The organism is Olsenella phocaeensis, assembly GCF_048189965.1.
Lineage (GTDB): Bacteria > Actinomycetota > Coriobacteriia > Coriobacteriales > Atopobiaceae > Olsenella_I > Olsenella_I phocaeensis.
This window is the reverse complement of the sequence record NZ_DBEZHV010000007.1, coordinates 62,534-81,138: the sequence shown is the minus strand read 5'-3', so window position 1 is coordinate 81,138 and position 18,605 is coordinate 62,534. Positions and strand designations below refer to the sequence as shown.

The 18,605-nt window shown below is 68.8% G+C and carries 14 protein-coding genes; 6 read left to right on the top strand and 8 right to left on the bottom strand.

What is annotated here, in order from left to right:
- The 4 genes from secF to ACMPH2_RS03650 form a co-directional block, all read right to left on the bottom strand.
- Complete coding sequence (secF, locus tag ACMPH2_RS03665; RefSeq protein ID WP_417118659.1) at window positions 1-957, bottom strand: protein translocase subunit SecF; 957 nt, start codon at window positions 955-957, stop codon at window positions 1-3.
- Window positions 950-2,452, bottom strand: a complete 1,503-nt coding sequence (gene secD, locus ACMPH2_RS03660) for a protein translocase subunit SecD (RefSeq protein WP_417118658.1) — start codon at window positions 2,450-2,452, stop codon at window positions 950-952. The genes secF and secD overlap by 8 nt, the downstream gene beginning before the upstream one ends.
- A 269-nt stretch (window positions 2,453-2,721) precedes the next feature.
- Window positions 2,722-3,879: a tRNA guanosine(34) transglycosylase Tgt gene (gene tgt, locus ACMPH2_RS03655; protein ID WP_417118657.1), complete on the bottom strand. Its 1,158-nt coding sequence runs from the start codon at window positions 3,877-3,879 to the stop codon at window positions 2,722-2,724.
- A 202-nt stretch (window positions 3,880-4,081) separates the two neighbouring features.
- Window positions 4,082-4,363, bottom strand: coding sequence for an HPr family phosphocarrier protein (locus tag ACMPH2_RS03650; protein WP_009279515.1), 282 nt, complete (start codon window positions 4,361-4,363; stop codon window positions 4,082-4,084).
- Window positions 4,364-4,684: 321 nt separating this feature from the next.
- On the opposite strand from ACMPH2_RS03650, the gene ACMPH2_RS03645 reads away from it, so the two are divergent.
- On the top strand, window positions 4,685-5,965 hold the full coding sequence (locus ACMPH2_RS03645) for a coiled-coil domain-containing protein (RefSeq protein ID WP_417118656.1): 1,281 nt from the start codon (window positions 4,685-4,687) through the stop codon (window positions 5,963-5,965).
- A gap of 250 nt (window positions 5,966-6,215) precedes the next feature.
- On the opposite strand, the gene queA is transcribed toward ACMPH2_RS03645, so the two are convergent.
- From queA to ACMPH2_RS03625, 4 genes are all read right to left on the bottom strand, one after another.
- Entirely contained in the window at window positions 6,216-7,379 is a 1,164-nt protein-coding gene (gene queA, locus ACMPH2_RS03640) for a tRNA preQ1(34) S-adenosylmethionine ribosyltransferase-isomerase QueA (RefSeq protein ID WP_417118708.1), read from the bottom strand.
- A 644-nt stretch (window positions 7,380-8,023) separates the two neighbouring features.
- The gene (locus tag ACMPH2_RS03635; RefSeq protein ID WP_314639669.1) at window positions 8,024-8,671 is read right to left on the bottom strand and encodes an epoxyqueuosine reductase QueH; all 648 of its coding nucleotides are present in this window, start codon (window positions 8,669-8,671) and stop codon (window positions 8,024-8,026) included.
- A gap of 7 nt (window positions 8,672-8,678) precedes the next feature.
- Window positions 8,679-9,512, bottom strand: a complete 834-nt coding sequence (locus tag ACMPH2_RS03630; protein ID WP_417118655.1) for a histidinol-phosphatase HisJ family protein — start codon at window positions 9,510-9,512, stop codon at window positions 8,679-8,681.
- Between the two features lie 69 nt (window positions 9,513-9,581).
- On the bottom strand, window positions 9,582-10,241 hold the full coding sequence (locus tag ACMPH2_RS03625; protein ID WP_062529999.1) for a DUF1287 domain-containing protein: 660 nt from the start codon (window positions 10,239-10,241) through the stop codon (window positions 9,582-9,584).
- A gap of 491 nt (window positions 10,242-10,732) precedes the next feature.
- On the opposite strand from ACMPH2_RS03625, the gene ACMPH2_RS03620 reads away from it, so the two are divergent.
- The 5 genes from ACMPH2_RS03620 (at window position 10,733) to ACMPH2_RS03600 (ending at window position 18,537) form a co-directional block, all read left to right on the top strand.
- The gene (locus ACMPH2_RS03620) at window positions 10,733-12,766 is read left to right on the top strand and encodes a class I tRNA ligase family protein (RefSeq protein WP_417118654.1); all 2,034 of its coding nucleotides are present in this window, start codon (window positions 10,733-10,735) and stop codon (window positions 12,764-12,766) included.
- Between the two features lie 140 nt (window positions 12,767-12,906).
- Window positions 12,907-13,824 (top strand): alpha/beta fold hydrolase, encoded by a 918-nt coding sequence (locus ACMPH2_RS03615; RefSeq protein ID WP_314639657.1) that lies wholly within the window; start codon window positions 12,907-12,909, stop codon window positions 13,822-13,824.
- Window positions 13,825-14,233: 409 nt separating this feature from the next.
- Complete coding sequence (locus ACMPH2_RS03610) at window positions 14,234-14,716, top strand: MarR family winged helix-turn-helix transcriptional regulator (RefSeq protein ID WP_417118653.1); 483 nt, start codon at window positions 14,234-14,236, stop codon at window positions 14,714-14,716.
- Window positions 14,709-16,553: an ABC transporter ATP-binding protein gene (locus tag ACMPH2_RS03605; RefSeq protein WP_417118652.1), complete on the top strand. Its 1,845-nt coding sequence runs from the start codon at window positions 14,709-14,711 to the stop codon at window positions 16,551-16,553. The genes ACMPH2_RS03610 and ACMPH2_RS03605 overlap by 8 nt, the downstream gene beginning before the upstream one ends.
- Entirely contained in the window at window positions 16,546-18,537 is a 1,992-nt protein-coding gene (locus ACMPH2_RS03600) for an ABC transporter ATP-binding protein (RefSeq protein ID WP_417118651.1), read from the top strand. Before ACMPH2_RS03605 ends, ACMPH2_RS03600 begins: the two co-directional genes overlap by 8 nt.
- The last annotated feature ends 68 nt before the right edge of the window (window positions 18,538-18,605 follow it).

Sequence of the window (18,605 nt, the reverse complement as noted above, 5' to 3'; positions counted from 1 at the left end):
CTACTCGGCTTCCTTCGGGGCCGCCTGGGCGGCGGCCTCTCCGTACCTCTCCTCGAGCTTCCTCCACTTGGGCTCGCGCGTCTTCCAGATGGCCAGGAGCGGCGAGGCGACGGCGAAGCTGGAGTAGGTCCCCAAAAGCTCGCCCACCAGCATGGCGAAGGCGAAGTCCTTGAGGGTCGCGCCGCCCAGGGCGAGCATGGCCACGACGGGCACGAGCGAGGTGATAGTGGTGTTGATGGTGCGGACGATGACCTCGTTGATCGAGAAGTTGCAGATCTGGTAGTAGGTGCGGTGGCGCGGGTCGCGCGGGCCCTTGGCGTTCTCGTTCATGCGGTTGAACTCGACCACCGTGTCATAGAGCGAGTAGCCCATGATCGTGAGGAGCGCCGCGACGACGTTGGGCGTGATTGCAATCTGGGTCCAGGCGTAGACGCCCACGATGATGAGCAGGTCGTGGACCAGCGCGACGACGGCCGTGATGGACATCTTGAACTCGTAGCGGATCGACACGAAGGCGATGATGGCCAGGATCGCCAGGCCGAAGGCCAGGGCGGAGGTGCGCGTCACGTCGGCGCCCCAGTCGGGCCCGATGGTGGTGACGGTGTAGTTCTGGTCGGTGAGCCCCAGGACCTTGGCCGCCTCGGCGGCATGCTGGTTGGCGACGCTTGGGTCAACGGTGTCCGAACGCACCAGGAAGCCCGCGCTGCCGTCGCTCACGGTGGTCTGGACGGTGGGGTCCGCCTCGCCCGCGGCGGTGAGGGCGTCCCTCATCTGCTCTATCGTAAGCTCGCCGGTGCCGGTGAAGTCGACCTCGGTGCCCCCGCGGAACTCGATGCCGAAGACGAGGCCGCGCAGGGCGATGCCCAGCACGGCGAGGACGACCAGGGCGCAGGAGAGGCCCAGGAGCTGGCGGCGGTGCTGGATGAAGGGAATCTCGCGCTCGAAGTGGCTACGCACGGGCCACACCCCCCCTCTGGCGCTCCGCGTCCCCCTGGCCGGAGGCTGCCTCCTCGAGGTCCTGGGCTATGCCCCAGAAGCCGGGATGGCGCTGGATGGGGCCGAGGGCGAGGAGCCTGAGCGCCGGCGCCTTGAAGCAGAGCATGGTCACGACGTCGCAGGCGATGCCCAAGGCCAGGGTGAGGCCGAAGCCCTTGACGGGGCCCACGGCCACGAGGAAGAGGGCGAGGGCCGTGACCAGGGTAACGGCGTCGGCGTCGAGCGAGGTCAGGATGCCGTGCCGCGCGCCCGAGACGGCGGCGTTCTTGATGCTGCGGCCCATGCGGACCTCCTCCCTGAAGCGCTCGAGCACCAGTATCGAGGAGTCCGCGGCCGAGCCCGTGGTGAGCACCATGCCGGCAAGGCCGGGAAGCGTGAGCGCGAAGGAGCCGAAGTGCGAGAGCAGTGCGAGGAGCCCCAGGTAGAGCAGGGCGAAGACGGCGAGCGAGCCCATGGTGAGGATGCCCAGGCCGCGGTAGAAGAGGAAGAGGTAGACGACCACCGCGGCCACGCCCACGGCGATGGCCACGACGCCCTTCGAGAGGGAGTCCTGGCCCAGGGTGGGGCCCACCACGCGGCTCTCGGAGTAGGTCAGCGTGACGGGCAGCGAGCCGGAGTCGAGCACGGTCTTGAGCGACTTCGCCTGCTCGAGGGTGAAGTTGCCCGAGATCGAGACCTGGCCGCCCGTGATCTCGGACTGGACGGCGGGGGCGGAGTTCACGACGCCGTCGAGCACGATGGCGATGCGGCCCTTGTGCGGCGCGAGCTCGCGGGTGACGTCGGCGAAGGCGGCCGAGCCCTCGGGGTCGAGGCTCAGGTTGACCACGTAGTCGCCGGTCGCCGAGGAGGAGCTCTGCGCCACGGCGGTGCTCGAGATGTGCGAGCCGTCGAGGAAGGCAGTGTAGCTCTCCTCTTCGAGCCGCACGCCCTCCGAGCCCGCGTTGAGCTTGGCCAGGGCGTCGGCGTCGCCTATCTCGTCCATGCGGACGAACTCGAGCTTGCCCGTCTGCCCGATGGTCTGGATGGCCGCCTGGGCGTCGGTGGCGCCCGGAATCTGGATCAGGATGGAGTTGGTGCCCTGCTGCTGGACGGAGGTCTCGGAGGCGCCGAGGGAGTTGACGCGGCTCTGGACGATGCTCGTGGCGGTGGCCATCTCGTCGGCGGTGGGGGCGGAGCCGTCGGGCTTCGAGGCCGCCATGATCACGGACACGCCCCCGCGGATGTCGAGGCCCTGCGTGATGCGCTCGCCCAGGGGCGTGAAGCCCACGGCGCAGGCGACGAGCAGGACCGCGAGGGCGACGAGGGTCCCCAGGTAGCGGCGGGCATGAGCGGACGCGTGCGGACCGGTGCCCCTTCCCTTGCGGCGGCGGTCGCGGCGGGGCTTCCCGCCCGCGGCCTCCGTGGCCTTCCACCGGTCCACGCCGCTGGCGCGCTCCGGGCTCTTCTCTTCCGACATCGGCACTCCCGTCCCGGGGCGCAGGGCGCCCCTCTCAAAAAGTCAACCCCGTCATTCTAGCCCGACATGGGCGATGACGTGGGACGGGACCCGGGGAGGGCCGGGGAGGGGAGCTGGTCGGCAGCTCTCGCCCGCAAAGCTGCCGACAAATGGAGGGCCAGGAGGTGTCCTTGCCCTCAAAGGGCGAATTGTCAAAGGGCGAATTGCCGGCAGCTCTCGCCTGACGAAGCGCCGACGAGCGTCGAGGCGCGCCCGTCCGAGCCCCTCCCCTACCAGTCCCTGGCGGCGGGGAGCTCGTCCCAGCGGGACACGAAGGAGGCGTACTCTCCCCTAATGATGGCCTCGCGGGCGCGTCGCATGAGGTCCAGCAGGTAGTGGACGTTGTGAATGGAGAGCAGGATGGAGCCTAGCATCTCGTCCTGCTTGACCAGGTGGCGGATGTAGGCGCGGGAGTAGCCGCCCGTGCAGACGGGACAGCCGCAGGCCGGGTCGATGGGGCCGTGGTCGCGGGCGAAGCGGGCGTTCCTGAAGTTGAGGCGCCCCTCGCTGGAGAAGGCCGTCCCGCTGCGCGCGGTGCGGGTGGGCAGCACGCAGTCGAACATGTCGATGCCGCACTCGACGCCGTGGACCAGCGTGGTGGGGTTGCCCACGCCCATGAGGTAGCGGGGCTTGCCCTTGGGCATGTGCTCACTGGCGAGGGGCGCCAGGGTCTCGAACATGAGCTCGTGGCTCTCGCCCACCGAGTAGCCGCCGATGCCGTAGCCCGGGAAGTCCCCCATGGACTCGAGCCTCTCGAGCGAGCGCAGGCGCAGGTCCATGTGCATGCCGCCCTGGACGATGCCGAAGAGCGCCTGGTCCTCGCGCCGGTGCGCCTTCCAGCAGCGCTCGGCCCACATGCTCGAGAGGTCGACGGCCCGCTCGACGAAGCGGCGCGTCGCGGGGTAGCCCGGGCACTGGTCGAGCTGCATCACGATGTCGGCACCCAGCTCCTCGGCCATGCGCATGTTGGACTCGGGCGTCCAGTGCACGTAGGAGCCGTCGTAGTCGACGGTGCGGAAGGTCACGCCCTCGTCGCTCAGCCTCACGTTGGAGCCGTGGCTGAAGACCTGGAAGCCGCCCGAGTCGGTGAGGATGGGGCCGTGCCACTGCATGAACTCGTGCAGGCCGCCCATCTCGGCCACGAGCCCGGTGCCCGGGCGCTGCGAGAGGTGGTAGGTGTTGGCGAGGAGGATCTTGGTGCCCAGCTGCTCGAGGTTCTGGGGGAGGAGCCCCTTCACCGTGGCTTTGGTGCCCACGGGCATGAAGATGGGCGTGGGGACGTCCCCGTGTGGGGTGTGCAGCACGCCTGCCCGGGCGTGCGTCTGGGGGTCCTCGGCCACGACGTCGTAGCTGAACCACTTGTCCTTGGGCACTACGGCCTCGCTCATCTGCGTTCCTCTCGCCTTGCTCCTCGTGGGCCCTGGCCGTGGCCTGCTCCGCGGACGGCGGCGGCCAGCGCAGGAGCGTCCTGAGCCACGGCGCGCCCGTGCGACCCACCCGCCTGCGCCACGGCAACGACCCCGGTGCCCTCACAAAAAAGAGCCCGGCTGGATGCCGGGCTCGCTTGGGTCCGATTCCCTGGGAGCGAGTCTACTCGCCGAAGAGGGTCTCGTCGCCGTCCTTGATGCCGAGGAGGCCGCCCAGGGCGTCCTGCTCGTCGGGGCCGTCGCAGCTGATCTCGACCTTGGTGCCGGTGCCCAGACCAGCGGCCAGAATCATCATGATGGACTTGGCGTTGACGGGAGCGGTACCCTTGTCGACGTCCTTGATGGTGACGGCGCTCTGGTACTGCTTGGCAACCTGAACGAACTGGGAGGCCGGACGCGCGTGAAGGCCAGTCGCGCTGACGATCGTCACTTGCTTGGAAACCATTGTGCTCTCCTTTGACATCATGCAGGGTTGCCCCGGCGGGACCTGCTTACGGATTCATACTAGCAAAACATTCAGGCTCATGGATAAGCCATGGGTCTGAATTTGGCGTGGCGTTGGGACCCCTCCGCGCGGAAATCCTCCCCTGGCGTGCCGGCCGACGCCCATGCGCCCCCCGAGTCCCGCCTCGGGGAAGTTCGCCGCAAAGCGCTGATTGTGGGCAGATGGCCGGGCGCGCGTTGCCAGCGCAGGCCCATGGGGCAGAATGAGGGGATATGAGGAGCTGCCGGGGACACCTATCCCCTGACCGGAAAGGAGCTCGCCATGGCTGACGAGCCCAACACTGAGCGCGATGAGGCCCGAGGGATGCGGGAGGCACCCGGCACCCAGGAGCCCATCGAGACCATCTCCCCCGAGGACGCCCAGGAGGGCGAGGGCGAGAATGGCGCCGGCCTCTCGGTCGCGGCAAGCACCGCGCGCGAGGCCGGCAGGTCGCTGCGCGAGGGGCTCGAGGCGATTCGCAACGTCCGCGCCGCGTCGCGCGAGCACTCCGCCGGCCGCGAGCGCGCCAAGGCGCTCAGGGAGCAGATCGAGGAGGACGGCGCCCGCCTGGGCCACCGCGACGAGGTCGAGGCCGACTACCAGGGCATCATCCAGCGCCAGGGCGACGCGCTGGCGCAGCTCGACCGCCAGCTCGCCGAGCTCGCGGACGCCTGCCAGGCCGCCTCGGCCCGACGCGACCAGCTCCAGCAGCAGCTCGACGAGCTCAGGCGGGACAACGAGGAGCGCCTCAGGCCCTACCGAGAACTCATGGAGTCGACCAAGGGGCGTTCCGACGACACCGCGCGCTCACTCTCTGACATCAGGCGCGCCGTCAAGAACGCCGACGCGCAGATGGCCGACGCCGTGAAAAAGCGCGAGCAGCGCATCGCGGCCGCCAACCGGGCGGTTGACAGCGCCAAGGACCGCCTCCAGAAGATCGAGGCGGAGTTCAGTGCCCTGCAGAAGGACGGCAGCGCCGCCCCCGCCGCCCTGGGCAAGCTGCAGGGCGAGGTCGTGGCCGAGCAGGCCCACCTGGGCGCCGCCCGCGACGAGGTCACCCGCGTCACCGCCGAGTGCCAGCAGCTCGTGGACAACGCCCAGACTCACCTCTGGACCCAGAAGCAGTCGCTCGAGACCGTGGAGCGCCAGAACGAGGACGCCCGCAAGGAGGCGGACGCGCGGCGCGAGGAGTTCGAGGGCATGAACAACGAGGCACTCACCGCCGAGAAGGGGCTCGAGGAGCAGATGTCCGCAGCGAAGGCGGAGCTCGACGAGGGAGAGAGGCGCGCCGCCAAGCTCCGCGAGGAGCGCGAGGCGGAGCAGGCCGTCCTCGACGACGCCAACCAGATCCACGCCACGCCGGAGCTCACGGCCCAGCTGCGCGCCGACGTGGCCGAGGCGAAGGGCGAGCTGGAGCGCCAGGAGGCGGAGGTGGCCCGTCTCGCCAGCACGGAGCGCCACCTGCGCGAGACCACCCGCGCCAAGCGCTTGCTCTTCCTGGGCGTGGTGCTCGCGGCGCTCGTCGTGCTCGTCGTGCTGCTGGCCGTGCTGCTCCCCCGCTAGGGGCGGCAGGAGGCCCGCTAGGGGCGGTAGGAGGCGGTTCTCGCCCGAGGGTGGAGGCACCAAAAGCTGAGCGCCCGCGCAGGCCATTCCTGGTTTGCGCGGGCGTTCTGTGTTTGGACAGGTGGACGAGGTTTTGCGCGCAGGTCGTGCGTGGATTGCGCGCCGCGACCGCCTTTCGCGCTGCATCCAAACCCGCGGCCAGGGGGGCGTTCCCTCTCGCCCGCCATCCCCCTTACCCCACGCTTGCCCGCTAGAGGATCAGCATCGCGTCGCCAAAGCTCAGGAAGCGGTAGCGTTCGTCCATGGCGGCCTGGTAGGCAGACATAATCTGCTCGCGGGTGGCGAAGGCCGAGACCAGCATCATGAGCGTCGAGCGGGGCACGTGGAAGTTGGTGATCATGGCATCGACCACGTGGAAGGTCGAACCTGGCATGAGGTAGAGGCCGGTGGTGGCGTCGCGCCTCTCCACCAGGTCTCCCCTGTCCAGGGCCGCGGCGGAGTCGGCCGCGGCCTCGAAGCGGCGGGCCACCATCGCGGGGCTCGCGGCGGGGACGCTGGGGTCGAAGGCACTCTCGAGCGAGCGGACCGAGGTCGTGCCCACGGCCACCACGCGATGCCCCGCCGCCTTGGCCGCGTGCACCGCGTCGACGACGTCCTGACCCACGTGATAGCGCTCGGTGTGCATGACGTGCTGGGTGGGGTCGTCCTCCTCCACCAGTCGGAAGGTGTCGATGCCCACCTCGAGCTCGACGTTTGCCCAGTTGACGCCCTTGTCGCGGAGGCGCCCCATGAGCTCGGGGGTGAAGTGCAGGCCCGCCGTGGGCGCCGCGGCCGAGTGCTCCTCCCGCATGGCGTAGACGGTCTGGTACTTCTCGGGATCGCCCTCGTACTCCGTGATGTAGGGCGGCAGGGGCACGTGGCCCGCCTTGTGGATGGCGGCGTCCAGGGTGAGGCCCGCGGCGGGGACGAAGCGCAGGAGGCGCCCGCCGCGGTTCTCGTCCAGGTAGTCGATGACCTCGCCCGTGAGCACGACCGGCCAGTCCTGGGGCGCGTGGATGCCGCCCTCGCGATACTCGACCACGGTCCCCTGCTTCAGGCGCTTGCCCGGCTTGACCAGGCACTCCCAGACGCCGCCCAGCGGGTCCAGGTCCTCGCGGCGTCTGAGCAGGAGGGTCTCGGCCACGCCGCCGGTGCCGCGCTTGTGGCCCATGAGGCGCGCGGGCAGGACGCGGGTCTTGTTGGCGACGAGGAGGTCGCCGGGCTCGAGGTAGTCGAGGACGTCGGTGAAGCGGCGGTGCCCGACGGAACCGTCCTCGCGGTCGAGGACGAGGAGGCGGCAGGAGTCGCGGGGCTCCGCGGGGGCCTGGGCGATGAGCTCGTCGGGAAGGGGGTAGTCGAAGTCGTCGGTGCGCATGGGCATGCTGGTTCCTTGCTGTTGGCGACGGCGCCGGCGGAGGGCCGGCGAGCCGTGTGGGTCGTGGCGGGGAGATTATAGGGTGCCGGCGCGTGCGTTGTGTGTCGGAGGGAGCGGCGTGCCGGGGCTGCTGCGGCGCGGGCTGCGGAGGCGCGGGCTGCGGCGCGAGCTGCGGAGGCGCGGGCTGCGGAGGCGCGGGCGCCCATTTCGCACATGGCGCGTCACTCACATCCTGCTTGCCGCGCGCGGTGGCCGATGTGGGTGGTTCTCGCCTACATGCGAACCGGAGTTCCGCCCACTTCGGCACTCCCGCAGCGCATGGCTACCCACTTCGCTGTTCCCATGACACCGTGGCCACACACTTCTCGCCTCTCGCGCGAGCGGCTCGATGTGGGTGGTTCCGCATGGCAGGCCACCCCGAAAACCACCCACTTCGCAAGTCCCGCAGCATCGCAGCAACCCACTTCGCAAGTCCCGCAGCAACCCACTTCTCGCCTCCCGTGGCGGGCTCGCGCCTCCCGCGGCGGGCTCGCGCCTCCCGCGGCGGGCTCGCGCCTCCCGTGGCGGGCTCGCGCCTCCCGCAACAGGCGCCAAGCCCCCACGCGTCGCGCAAAGGCAAAGCCCCAGGTGAGAACGTCCCCGGCCTAGCCCGGGAAGTACTCCGGGGGCGCGACCACCAGCCTGCCCTCGCGCCGGGCGGCGCGGGCGGCCTTCCGGGCGTCGCGGGCGCGCTGCCGCTCCATGGCAGCCTCGGCCGAGGAGAAGCGGCAGCCACAGTAGTTCTGGCGGTACATCCCCAGCTCGCGGGACTCGATCGTCGCCTCGGCGTAGTGCGGGCGGAAGTCTCGCCAGACGGCCGTGAGCCCGTTGGCCCGGGCAAGGCCGAGCAGCACGTCCTCGCAGGCGTCGAAGAGCTGGTAGGGAGAGACCGCCAGCGTGGTCGAGACGTACTCGAAGCCGCGCTCTCGGGCGACACGACAGGACTCCGCCAGGCGCAGGGCATAGCAGGACCTGCAGCGGCGCTCGCGGTCGAAGCCCGCGGGAGCGACGCCCCTCTCCCATGCCCCTCGGTCGTCACCAGCGACGACGACTTCCACGTGGGCGACGTCACGCGCCCAGTCGAGAAGCGTCCTCAGCCTGCGGTCGTGCTCCGCCACCGGCTGGATGTTGGGGTTGGACCAGCAGATCGTGGGCTCGAAGCCCTCCTCGCGCAGGAGCCGCAGCGGCTCCAGCGAGCAGGGCCCACAGCACGCGTGCAGGAGGAGCGGTACGCCTCTGCCGTCCGTCGCCATCGCCCCCCTACTCCGCCAGCGCGTCGAGGGCGAGCTGGCGCCACTCCACGCCGCCCATGGCATCGTGCGCCAGGACGTTCACGTGCGTGAAGCCGCAGTCGATCGCCGAGGCCACCGCCACGTCGAAGCCGCCGTCCAGGAGCTCGGGCTGGTGGGCGTCCGCGCTGATCAGAATCTCCCCGCCGAAGTCGTGCAGGGCACTCAAAAGCTCGTGTCTCGGATAGAGCTCCGCCTTGCGCCCGCGGTTGACGGCACCGCAGTTGATCTCGAAGGGGACGCCCTGCCCCACCAGGCACTCCATGGCCTCGAGCGCGGGGCCGAGGTAGGCGGAACTCGTCTCGTCCACATAGCGCATGGAGTCGTTGAAGCGCGTCACCAGGTCGAAGTGTCCCACGAAGTCGCAGTTGGTGCGGTCGTGCACCTGCGCCTCGAGCTCGTAGTAGGCGCGGCAGAGCGCGAGCCAGTCCCCGTCGAAACAGCCCTCGCAGAGCTCGCGCAGCTGCTCCTCGCTGCTGTCCACGCTCATGGGGAAGGGCGTCTGCACATCCAGGAAGTGGGTGGAGCCGATGACGTACTCGGCGCCCGGGCAGCAGGCGGGATCGTAGAGGTTGTCCAGCTCGACGCCCATCAGGATGTCGATACGCCCTGCGTACTTCCGCTGCAGACGCCTGACCTCGGCCGTGTAGGCGGGCCAGTCCATGTGGATCTCTGGGTCCATGTGGCCCGAGAACCCCAGTTGCTCGAAGCCCTTGCCCAGGGCCGCCTCGACCACCTGTTCGGCCGAGGCGCTGCCGTCGCAGAAGGTGGTGTGGGTGTGGAAGTTCGCGCGCAGCTTGGACATGGCCGTCCTCTCGGTCGTCGCGGGGTCGGCCCTGCGGCCGCTCCCCCAGTCTATCCCAAGCGGCAGTGGCTATCCCAAGCGGTAGTGGCCGACGATGCGCCCCCAGTCGTCCAGCCGGTCCTCCTCGTAGCGCAGTTGCAGGGGACCCCAGTGGTGAATGACGAAGGGCATGCCGTCCGAGCGCCGCCGGTCAGAGACCACGCCCACATGCCCCTCCCACATCACGATGTCCCCACCCTGCCAGACGGCCACGTCGGAGAGGTCCGTCGTGAGGACCTGCGCGTTCCGCTCGAAGTAGAGGGTGAGCACCTGCGTGCGGCGGAAGTCGATGTCGGGGTCGGGCGCGGCGATGCCGTATGCCTCGGGATGCGCGCCGACGTCCGCCGCCACGAGAGCGCGCAGGTCGATGCCCGCCCCGAGGAGCGCCCGCGCAACCACGTCGGTGCAGACGCCACAGCCGTCGTCCGGCCAACCTCCCGCGTAGTAGCGGCTCTGGTAGCGCGGCCGCGTCGCCACGTATGCGCGCGCGGACTCGAGGATGTCGGTCTGGTCGTCCACGCCGTCCGCGTCCGTGTCGCGGGGGCTTTGGTAGCGCTCGATGCCCAGCTCCTCGCTGGAGTGGCTGGGGTGCGGGACATAGTTGAGCTGCCAGGCAAGGAACAGGGCGCAGGCGAGAGTTGCCACGGCCGCCGCGGTGACGACCATCCGCCCGCGTCCGTGCCTACGCATGTCGTCACCCCCCTGATGCGGACGGAGCCCCCTCTCGCCTTGCGCCGTCCCTGTTGTCACCATCCCCTGACGTGCCATTCTCGCCTTGATTCTATATGCAGGCGAGAGAAGCCGCCCCTTCCGTGCCGTCGTGCACGCGGCTACGCACGTCTGTCGCCGTCGTGCACGCGGCTACGCACGCGCCAAAAATCCTTCACGCTCGAACGCACAATGCCGTCCTCCAGCAACTGGGCAAACGCAGCAGGCGACGTGCGCAAAAGCGTGCTCGCTGCCGATGGGTGTGCGCAACGGCGTGCTCGTTGCCGGTGGGTGTGCGCAACGGCGTGCTCGACGCCATCGGCACGCATGGACGCGTGCTCCGACGACCGATGCGCCCTGGCACCCCGGTACGCCCTAGCACTCCGGTGCCCACCCGCGACCGCGCCGCCGCCCCGGCGCGTTGTGGGATACTGCAGGGGTTACACAGCAGCCACAAGCAAAGGAACTCCCACATGGCAGCAGAGCGCGAGGCCCTTGAGGCCGCCCGTCCCACCTTCCCCCGCCGCGCGGTCATCACCGGCGGCATGCCCTACGGCAACAAGAACCTGCACTTCGGCCACATCGGCGGCGTCTTCGTGCCCGCAGACTTCTTCGCCCGCTTCCTGCGCGACCGCATCGGCGCCCAGAACGTGCTCTTCGTCTCGGGCACCGACTGCTATGGCTCCCCCATCATGGAGGGCTACCGCAAGCGCGTGGCCGAGGGCTACCAGGGGACGATCGTGGACTACGTGGGAGAGAACCACGACGCGCAGAAGTCCGCGCTCGACGCCTACGGCATCAGCCTCGACCTCTTTGCCGGCTCTGGCCTCGAACCCGCCCGCGAGTTCCACGAGCGCCTCACCGCCGAGCTGATCCGCCGCCTGCACGACCGCGGCTACCTGCACAAGATGAGCACCCGCCAGTTCTATGACGTGGAGGCCGGGCAGTTCCTCAACGGCCGCCAGGTCCAGGGCCGCTGCCCCGTCCGCGGCTGCAAGAGCGAGAAGGCCTACGCCGACGAGTGCGACCTGGGCCATCAGTTCGACCCCGAGGAGCTCATCAGCCCCGTGTCCCAGCTCACCGGCACCACGCCCGAGCTGCGCCCCGTCGACAACTGGTACTTCGACCTGCCCGCCTTCGAGGGCGAGCTCAAGGCCCTCATGGACGAGTGGGACCTCGACGAGCAGGTCAGGCCCATCGTCACCAAGACCGTGCGCGAGTCGCTCGTGGCCCCCGTGATCTACGTGCAGGACAAGTTCCGCGCCGCCTTCGACGCCGCGCGCGACCAGCTCCCCGACCACACCCTGCGCGAGGCCGAGAAGGGCCAGCAGTCCTTCTCCGTCGAGTTCTCGCGCTGGCAGGACCGCGACGAGGCGCGCGGCATCCTGGAGGCCGCCGGCGTGCGCTTCCGCACGGGCAAGTGCCTGTTGCCCTTCCGCATCACCGGCAACATCGAGTGGGGCGTGCCCGCGCCGGAGCTCGAGGGCGTGGGCGGCCTCACCGTCTGGTGCTGGCCCGAGAGCCTCTGGGCCCCCATCAGCTTCACCCAGGCCGCCCTGGCCACGAGCGACGAGGGCCGCTACTCCAGCCGCGACTGGCGCGACTGGTGGTGCGACGACGACGCCCGCGTCTACCAGTTCATCGGCCAGGACAACATCTACTTCTACTGCGTGGCACAGCCGGCGCTCTGGAAGGCGCTCGACTGGGGGCTCTTCCAGGACACGCCCGTGGCCAACTACCACATCCTGTTCATGAACAAGAAGGCCTCCAGCTCGGGCAAGGTCAAGCCGCCCATGGCCGCCGAGCTGCTCGACAACTACACTCCCGAGCAGCTGAGGTGCCACTGGCTGAGCCTGGGCCTGGACCAGAAGGCCGTGAGCTTCTCTCCCAAGCCCTATGACACCAGCGTGAGCCACAAGGACAAGAGGACCGGCGAGGACGTCCTGGTCAAGGACGACCCGCGCGTGGTGGACCCCGCCCTCAAGGAGAGCGCCTTCCTCACCAACATCTTCAACCGCCTGGCGCGCAGCTGCCTCTACGGCGCGCAGAACGTCTGCGGCGGTAGGCTGCCCTCCGTCGAGGCGGACGCCGAGGTCGTGGCCGCCTGTCGCGAGGCGACGCTGGCCTTCGAGCGCTGCGCCCACGGCTTCGATGCCCACGGGGCGCTGGGCGTGGCTGAGGAGTTCGCCCGCATGGCCAACAAGCGCTGGGGTGACGAGTCCAAGGCCGCCAAGGGTGACGACGCCGCCTACGAGCACGCGCTCGCCAACGCCTTCGCGGCGCTGCGCACGACGACCCTGCTCATGCACCCCGCGGCGCCCTTCGGCTGCGAGCGCATCTGCAAGCGTCTGGGCTTCGCCGCGGCGGACTTCTTCAGCTGGGAGAACGCCTTCCTGACGCCGGCCCAGCTCGCCGAGGCACTGGGCGAGAGGCCCTCCGAGCACGAGCTCGTGCCGCTGCCTCCCCGCTTCGACTTCTTCGAGAGGCACGAGAGCCAGGACAGGTAGGCCACGCCGAGCGGAAGGCCACCGAAAGCCGTCACCCCCTGCACGGGGCGCATCGGAGCGCGACCGTCACCTTGCGGAAGGCGGCGGTCGCGCTCCTCTCACCTAGAATCTGGGCAGCCACGCAGCCAGGAGGAGCTTCCATGAGCAACGACGCACCCGCCCTGCCCGAACGTCACGTCCCCCGCCCCTACGCGCGCCCCACGGCGCCGCTGGATAGACGTCTGCAGGTCAAGACCCCCGACGGCGCGCGGATATCCGCCTTCTGCTACGCGCCAGCCGCCGACGCCGCCGTCACCGCGAACGCCGCCACGCCGGGTGTCTTGCCGGTCCTCATGCTCCATGGCAACGGAGAGGAGCACGGCATCTTCGGCGTCCTCGTCGACGCCCTCGTGGCCTGCGGACGCCCCGTGGTCGCCGTCGACTCGCGCGCCCAGGGCACGAGCACGCGCGGGACGGCGCGGCTCACCTACGAGCTCATGGCGGACGACGCGCTCGCCGTCCTCGATACCGCCGGACTCGCGCGCGTCCACGTGCTGGGCTTCTCGGACGGCGCGATCGAGGGGCTGCTGCTCGCGCGCGACCACGCGGAGCGCGTCGCGTCCCTCATGTCGGTGGGCGCCAACCTCTCTCCCGAGGGAATCCCCGGCAACGACGAGCTGGCGGCGGCCGCGGGCGAGTGGGAGGCCTGGGCGACGGCGGGTGACGAGTCCGCCCTCTACGAGGACGGAACGCCCGCCCCCAGCCGCAGGCAGGCGGCCCAGATGGCGGAACTCCTCCGGCTCATGCTGGTCGAGCCGCACATCGAGGCAGAGAGCCTGGGACGGATCTCCTGCCCCTGCTGCGTGATGGCAGGCGAGCTCGACCAGATTCCCGCGGACGAGACCCGCCTCATCGCGCGCTCGATACCCGGCTCGCGTCTGGCCTTCGTCGCGGACGCCGACCACACCCTTCCCAAGGTCGCCCCCGAGGCTGTCCTGCGCGAGCTCCTGGTGACGATTGCCGAGGCCGAGCACGGCGTCGATTGGTCGCAATTTCCCCGCAGCGTCCAACGCGTCTGAGCGGTTCCGGTGACCTGGGGCGTTGCGAGCGCCCCAGACGCGTTGGACGCTTTCGGATGGGATTCGCACGCGTTGGACGCCATCGGGCACGACGCGTGCGCAGAGCTGCCGTTCTCTATGCCACTTCCTGAACCTCGGCTCCTTCTCTATGCAAATTCCTGAACCTGGATCTCTCCCAACTGGGGTTTTACATGATCGATTTCAGAGAATGGCATAGAGAACGCAGGGGGAGGTCGATGGCGGGAGCGGACGGGTGCCACGACGCCGGCGCCACGACGACGGGGGCCACGACGCCGAGGCTGCAATGTGAAGATTGCAAGGTACCTCTCAAATGATTCCTAGGTACCTTGACATCGATTTGCTAGGTACCTACCATCCCTCAGGTCAAACAACGCGAGGAAGGAATCTGGTGACCACGGAAGACGAGATGAACAGGGAGCTGGAGGAGGCATCGAAGTCCGTCGAGCGACGCATCCTGCGCCGCCTCGGCTACTTCGGCCACTTCCTGCACGTGCACGCGGGAGGGCGGGGCGGCAAGCAGTTCGTCCTCGTGCGCCTGCTGCACTGCGGGGGCCAGCTCACCCAGCGCGAGCTGCAGGAGAGCGTGGGCATAAGCTCCGCCGCCCTCTCGGAGGTGCTCGCGAAGCTCGAGGGAGAGGGACTGGTCGTCCGCACCCGCTCGGAGCAGGACAAGCGCCAGCTCAACATAGCCCTCACCGAGGCGGGCCGCGAGCTCGCCTGCGAGGTCGCGCGCAAGAAGATCGACTTCGAGCGCGAGGCCTTCGAGCCGCTCGACCAGGCGCGGCGCCTCGAGCTCGCGGACGACCTCGACCGGCTCATGGAGCACTGGAAGCTCATCGAGCAGAAGGAGAGGGAGGCAGGGAATGAGTAACGAGGAGAAGGCGATGCCGGGCCTGAGCTACGGCCAGATCCTCTCTACCCTGGGCGGCAGCGTCAGGGAGTTCAAGTCCACCTCCGTGTGGACGCCCATACTCGTCGTGGGCGAGGTGGTCATCGAGTGCATCATCCCCTTCATGACCGCCCAGCTCATCGACCAGCTCAACCTCGGCGCGGGCATGGACGTCATCGTCCGCTACGCGCTCATCCTGGTGGGGCTCGCCCTGGCGTCCCTCGCCTTCGGCGCGGGTGCGGGCTACACCTGCTCCGTCGCGGCCACCGGCTTCGCGCGCAACCTCCGCCACGACATGTTCCAGAGCATCCAGGACTTCGCGTTCTCGAACATCGACCGCTTCTCCACGAGCTCGCTCGTGACGCGCCTCACCACCGACACGACCAACGTGCAGCAGGCCTACATGATGCTCATCCGCACGGCCATCCGCAGCCCGCTGATGCTGGTCTTCGCCATCGTCATGGCCTTCATAACGGGCGGCAGCATGGCCGCCATCTACGTCGTCGTGGCCATTCTCCTCGGCTTCTTCCTCTTCGGGATCGCGGTCAAGGTCATGCCCATGTTCAGGCGCGTCTTCCGCGAGTACGACCGCCTCAACGACTCCGTCGAGGAAAACGTGTCGGGCATCCGCGTGGTCAAGTCCTTCGTCCGCGAAGAGTTCGAGAAGCAGAAGTTCAAGCAGGCCTCCGGCAACCTCTACCACGACTTCGTGCATGTCGAACGCCTGCTGGCCTTCAACGCCCCCATCATGACCCTGGCCATCGACGTCATCTACACCGTGGTCATCTTCTTCGGCTCGCGCGCCATCATCCAGAGCCAGGGTGCCCTCATGAACGTGGGGCAGCTCTCGGCCCTCATCACCTACGGCTTCTCGATGCTCATGAGCCTCATGATGTTCTCGATGGTCTTCGTGATGATCACCATGTCCGAGGAGAGCGCGCGGCGCATCTGTGAGGTCCTGCTCGAGAAGAGCGACCTCACCAGCCCCGAGGGCGGCCTCACCGAGGTGCCCGACGGCTCCGTCGACTTCGACCACGTGGACTTCGAGTACTCCCGGAAGGCCGAGCGCATGGCCCTCTCCGACATCGACCTCCACATCAAGAGCGGGGAGGTGATCGGCGTCATCGGCGGCACGGGCTCGTCCAAGTCCACGCTGATCCAGCTCATCAGCCGACTCTACGACGTCACCAACGGCAGCGTGCGCGTGGGTGGCCACGACGTGCGCGAGTACGACCTTGACACCCTGCGCGACCAGGTCGCCGTGGTGCTGCAGCGCAACGTGCTCTTCTCGGGCACCATCAAGGACAATCTGCGCTGGGGCAACGCCGACGCCACCGACGAGGAACTCGTCGAGGCGTGCAGGCTCGCGCAGGCGGACGAGTTCATCCAGCTCATGCCCGACAAGTACGACACCTACATCGAGCAGGGCGGCACCAACGTCTCGGGCGGCCAGAAGCAGCGCCTCTGCATCGCCCGCGCGCTGCTCAAGAGGCCCAAGATCCTGATTCTGGACGACTCCACCAGCGCCGTCGACACCAAGACCGACAAGCTCATCCGCGCCGGGTTCAAGAGCTTCATCCCCTCCACCACCAAGATCATCATCGCCCAGCGAACCTCCTCCGTGGAAGACGCCGACCGCATCGTGGTCCTGGACAGGGGCCGCATCTCGGCCGTCGGCACCCACGAGGAGCTGCTGCGCACCAACGCCATCTACCGCGAGACCTACACCAGCCAGAACAAGCAGTCGCACGACCAGAAGATGGGCGCCCTTGCCTCGGACGGCTCGGCTGAGGGAAGGGGGGCGAAGTCCCATGAGTAGCAAGGACACCAAGGACCTGCAGGCAAAGGCAGGCGCGGGCGGAGAAGCAACGTCCAAGGCGGACGAGGCCACGCAGCCCGAGGGCGGCCGCGGGCACGGTCCCGCCAACCCCATGAAGGTGCTGGGACGCACGCTGAGGCTCGTCTTCGGCTTCTATCCCGTGCAGACCGTCACCATGGTCGTGTGCATCGTCGCGGCAGCGGTCATCGCGTCCCTCCCCTCCATCTTCCTGCAGCAGGCGCTGCAGGTCGTGACCGAGCACTGGCAGAGCGGCGACTGGGCGGGCGCGTCCGGCCCGATCCTGCAGATCGTGGCGTCGCTCGTCGTGCTCTACCTCACCGGGCTCGCCTTCGTCACCGCGCAGGGGCAGCTCGCCGCCGTCGTGACCCAGGGCACCCTCATGAAGGTCCGCAACACCATGTTCGACCACATGGAGGACCTGCCCATCCGCTACTTCGACAGCACGCAGCACGGCGACATCATGAGCCACTACACCAACGACGTCGACGTGCTCAGGCAGCTCATCAGCCAGGCGCTGCCCAACATCCTCTCGACCCTCATGGCCATGGCGTCGGTGCTCGCCATCATGCTGTGGTACTCCCTGCCCATGACCGTGGTCGTGCTGGTCATGGTCGCCGTCATGGCGCAGTCCGTGAAGGTGCTGGGCGGCAGGAGCGCCCACTTCTTCCTGGCCCAGCAGCGCTCTCTCGCCAAGGCGGAGGGCTTTGCCGAGGAGGCGATGACGGGCGAGAAGGTCGTCAAGGTCTTCACCCACGAGCGCCAGATGGTACGGGACTTCGACGTCGTCAACGACGAGCTCTTCGAGGCTTCCAAGAGCGCCAACATCTACGGCAACACGATGATGCCCATCCTCATGAACCTCGGCAACCTCGCCTACGTCGCGGTCGCCCTCATGGGCGGCGTATTCCTGGCGCTCAACGTGCCCAACCCCTCTATCTCGGGACTGGCGCTCACCATCGACATCGTGGTGCCCTTCCTCAACCTGACCAAGCGCTTCGCCGGCTCCATCGGCCAGGTGTCGCAGCAGATCAACTTCGTGGTCATGGGACTTGCCGGCGCGGAGCGCATCTTCGGCCTGCTCGACCGCGAGGCCGAGGTGGACGAGGGCTACGTGACCCTGGTCAACACCGAGCGTGACGCCTCCGGAGAGCTCGTCGAGTGCGACCGGCGCAGCGAGACCTGGGCCTGGAAGCACCCCCATGGGGACGGCAGCGTGGAGTACGTGCCCCTGGCGGGCGACGTGCGCCTCTCCCACGTCGACTTCGGCTACACGCCCGACCACACCGTCCTGCACGACGTGACCCTCTTCGCCAAGCCCGGCCAGAAGGTCGCCTTCGTCGGCGCCACAGGCGCGGGCAAGACCACGATCACCAACCTGATCAACCGCTTCTACGACATCGCCGACGGCAAGATCCGCTACGACGGCATCAACATCAACAAGATCCGCAAGGGCGACCTGCGCCGCTCCCTGGGCATCGTCCTGCAGGACGTGAACCTCTTCACCGGCACCGTCATGGACAACATCCGCTACGGCAGGCTCGACGCCACCGACGAGGAGTGCATCGGCGCCGCCAAGCTCGCGGGCGCGCACAGCTTCATCGAGCGCCTGCCCCAGGGCTACGACACCATGCTCACCGACAACGCCGCCTCGCTCTCGCAGGGGCAGCGGCAGCTCCTCTCCATCGCCCGAGCCGCCGTGGCCGACCCACCCGTCATGATCCTGGACGAGGCCACCTCCTCCATCGACACGCGCACCGAGCAGATCGTCCAGAAGGGCATGGACGCCCTGATGTACGGCCGCACCACCTTCGTCATCGCCCACCGACTCTCGACCGTGCGCAACTCGGACGCGATCATCGTCCTGGACCACGGCCACATCATCGAGCGCGGCACCCACGACGAGCTGATCGCCCAGAAGGGCACCTACTACCAGCTCTACACCGGGGCCTTCGAGCTCGAGTAGGCAGGCTGGCGCCGCGCCGTCTCGACGTCGCGGCAGGGACGAGGCGCGCCTCGCGGGCCCGTGCGGAG

Coding starts and splice junctions, on each gene's coding strand:
- secD (WP_417118658.1), bottom strand. CDS start 2,452: ATGTCGGAAGAGAAGAGCCCGGAGCGCGCCAGCGGCGTGGACCGGTGG.
- tgt (WP_417118657.1), bottom strand. CDS start 3,879: ATGAGCGAGGCCGTAGTGCCCAAGGACAAGTGGTTCAGCTACGACGTC.
- ACMPH2_RS03650 (WP_009279515.1), bottom strand. CDS start 4,363: ATGGTTTCCAAGCAAGTGACGATCGTCAGCGCGACTGGCCTTCACGCG.
- ACMPH2_RS03645 (WP_417118656.1), top strand. CDS start 4,685: ATGGCTGACGAGCCCAACACTGAGCGCGATGAGGCCCGAGGGATGCGG.
- queA (WP_417118708.1), bottom strand. CDS start 7,379: ATGCGCACCGACGACTTCGACTACCCCCTTCCCGACGAGCTCATCGCC.
- ACMPH2_RS03635 (WP_314639669.1), bottom strand. CDS start 8,671: ATGGCGACGGACGGCAGAGGCGTACCGCTCCTCCTGCACGCGTGCTGT.
- ACMPH2_RS03630 (WP_417118655.1), bottom strand. CDS start 9,512: ATGTCCAAGCTGCGCGCGAACTTCCACACCCACACCACCTTCTGCGAC.
- ACMPH2_RS03625 (WP_062529999.1), bottom strand. CDS start 10,241: ATGCGTAGGCACGGACGCGGGCGGATGGTCGTCACCGCGGCGGCCGTG.
- ACMPH2_RS03620 (WP_417118654.1), top strand. CDS start 10,733: ATGGCAGCAGAGCGCGAGGCCCTTGAGGCCGCCCGTCCCACCTTCCCC.
- ACMPH2_RS03615 (WP_314639657.1), top strand. CDS start 12,907: ATGAGCAACGACGCACCCGCCCTGCCCGAACGTCACGTCCCCCGCCCC.
- ACMPH2_RS03605 (WP_417118652.1), top strand. CDS start 14,709: ATGAGTAACGAGGAGAAGGCGATGCCGGGCCTGAGCTACGGCCAGATC.
- ACMPH2_RS03600 (WP_417118651.1), top strand. CDS start 16,546: ATGAGTAGCAAGGACACCAAGGACCTGCAGGCAAAGGCAGGCGCGGGC.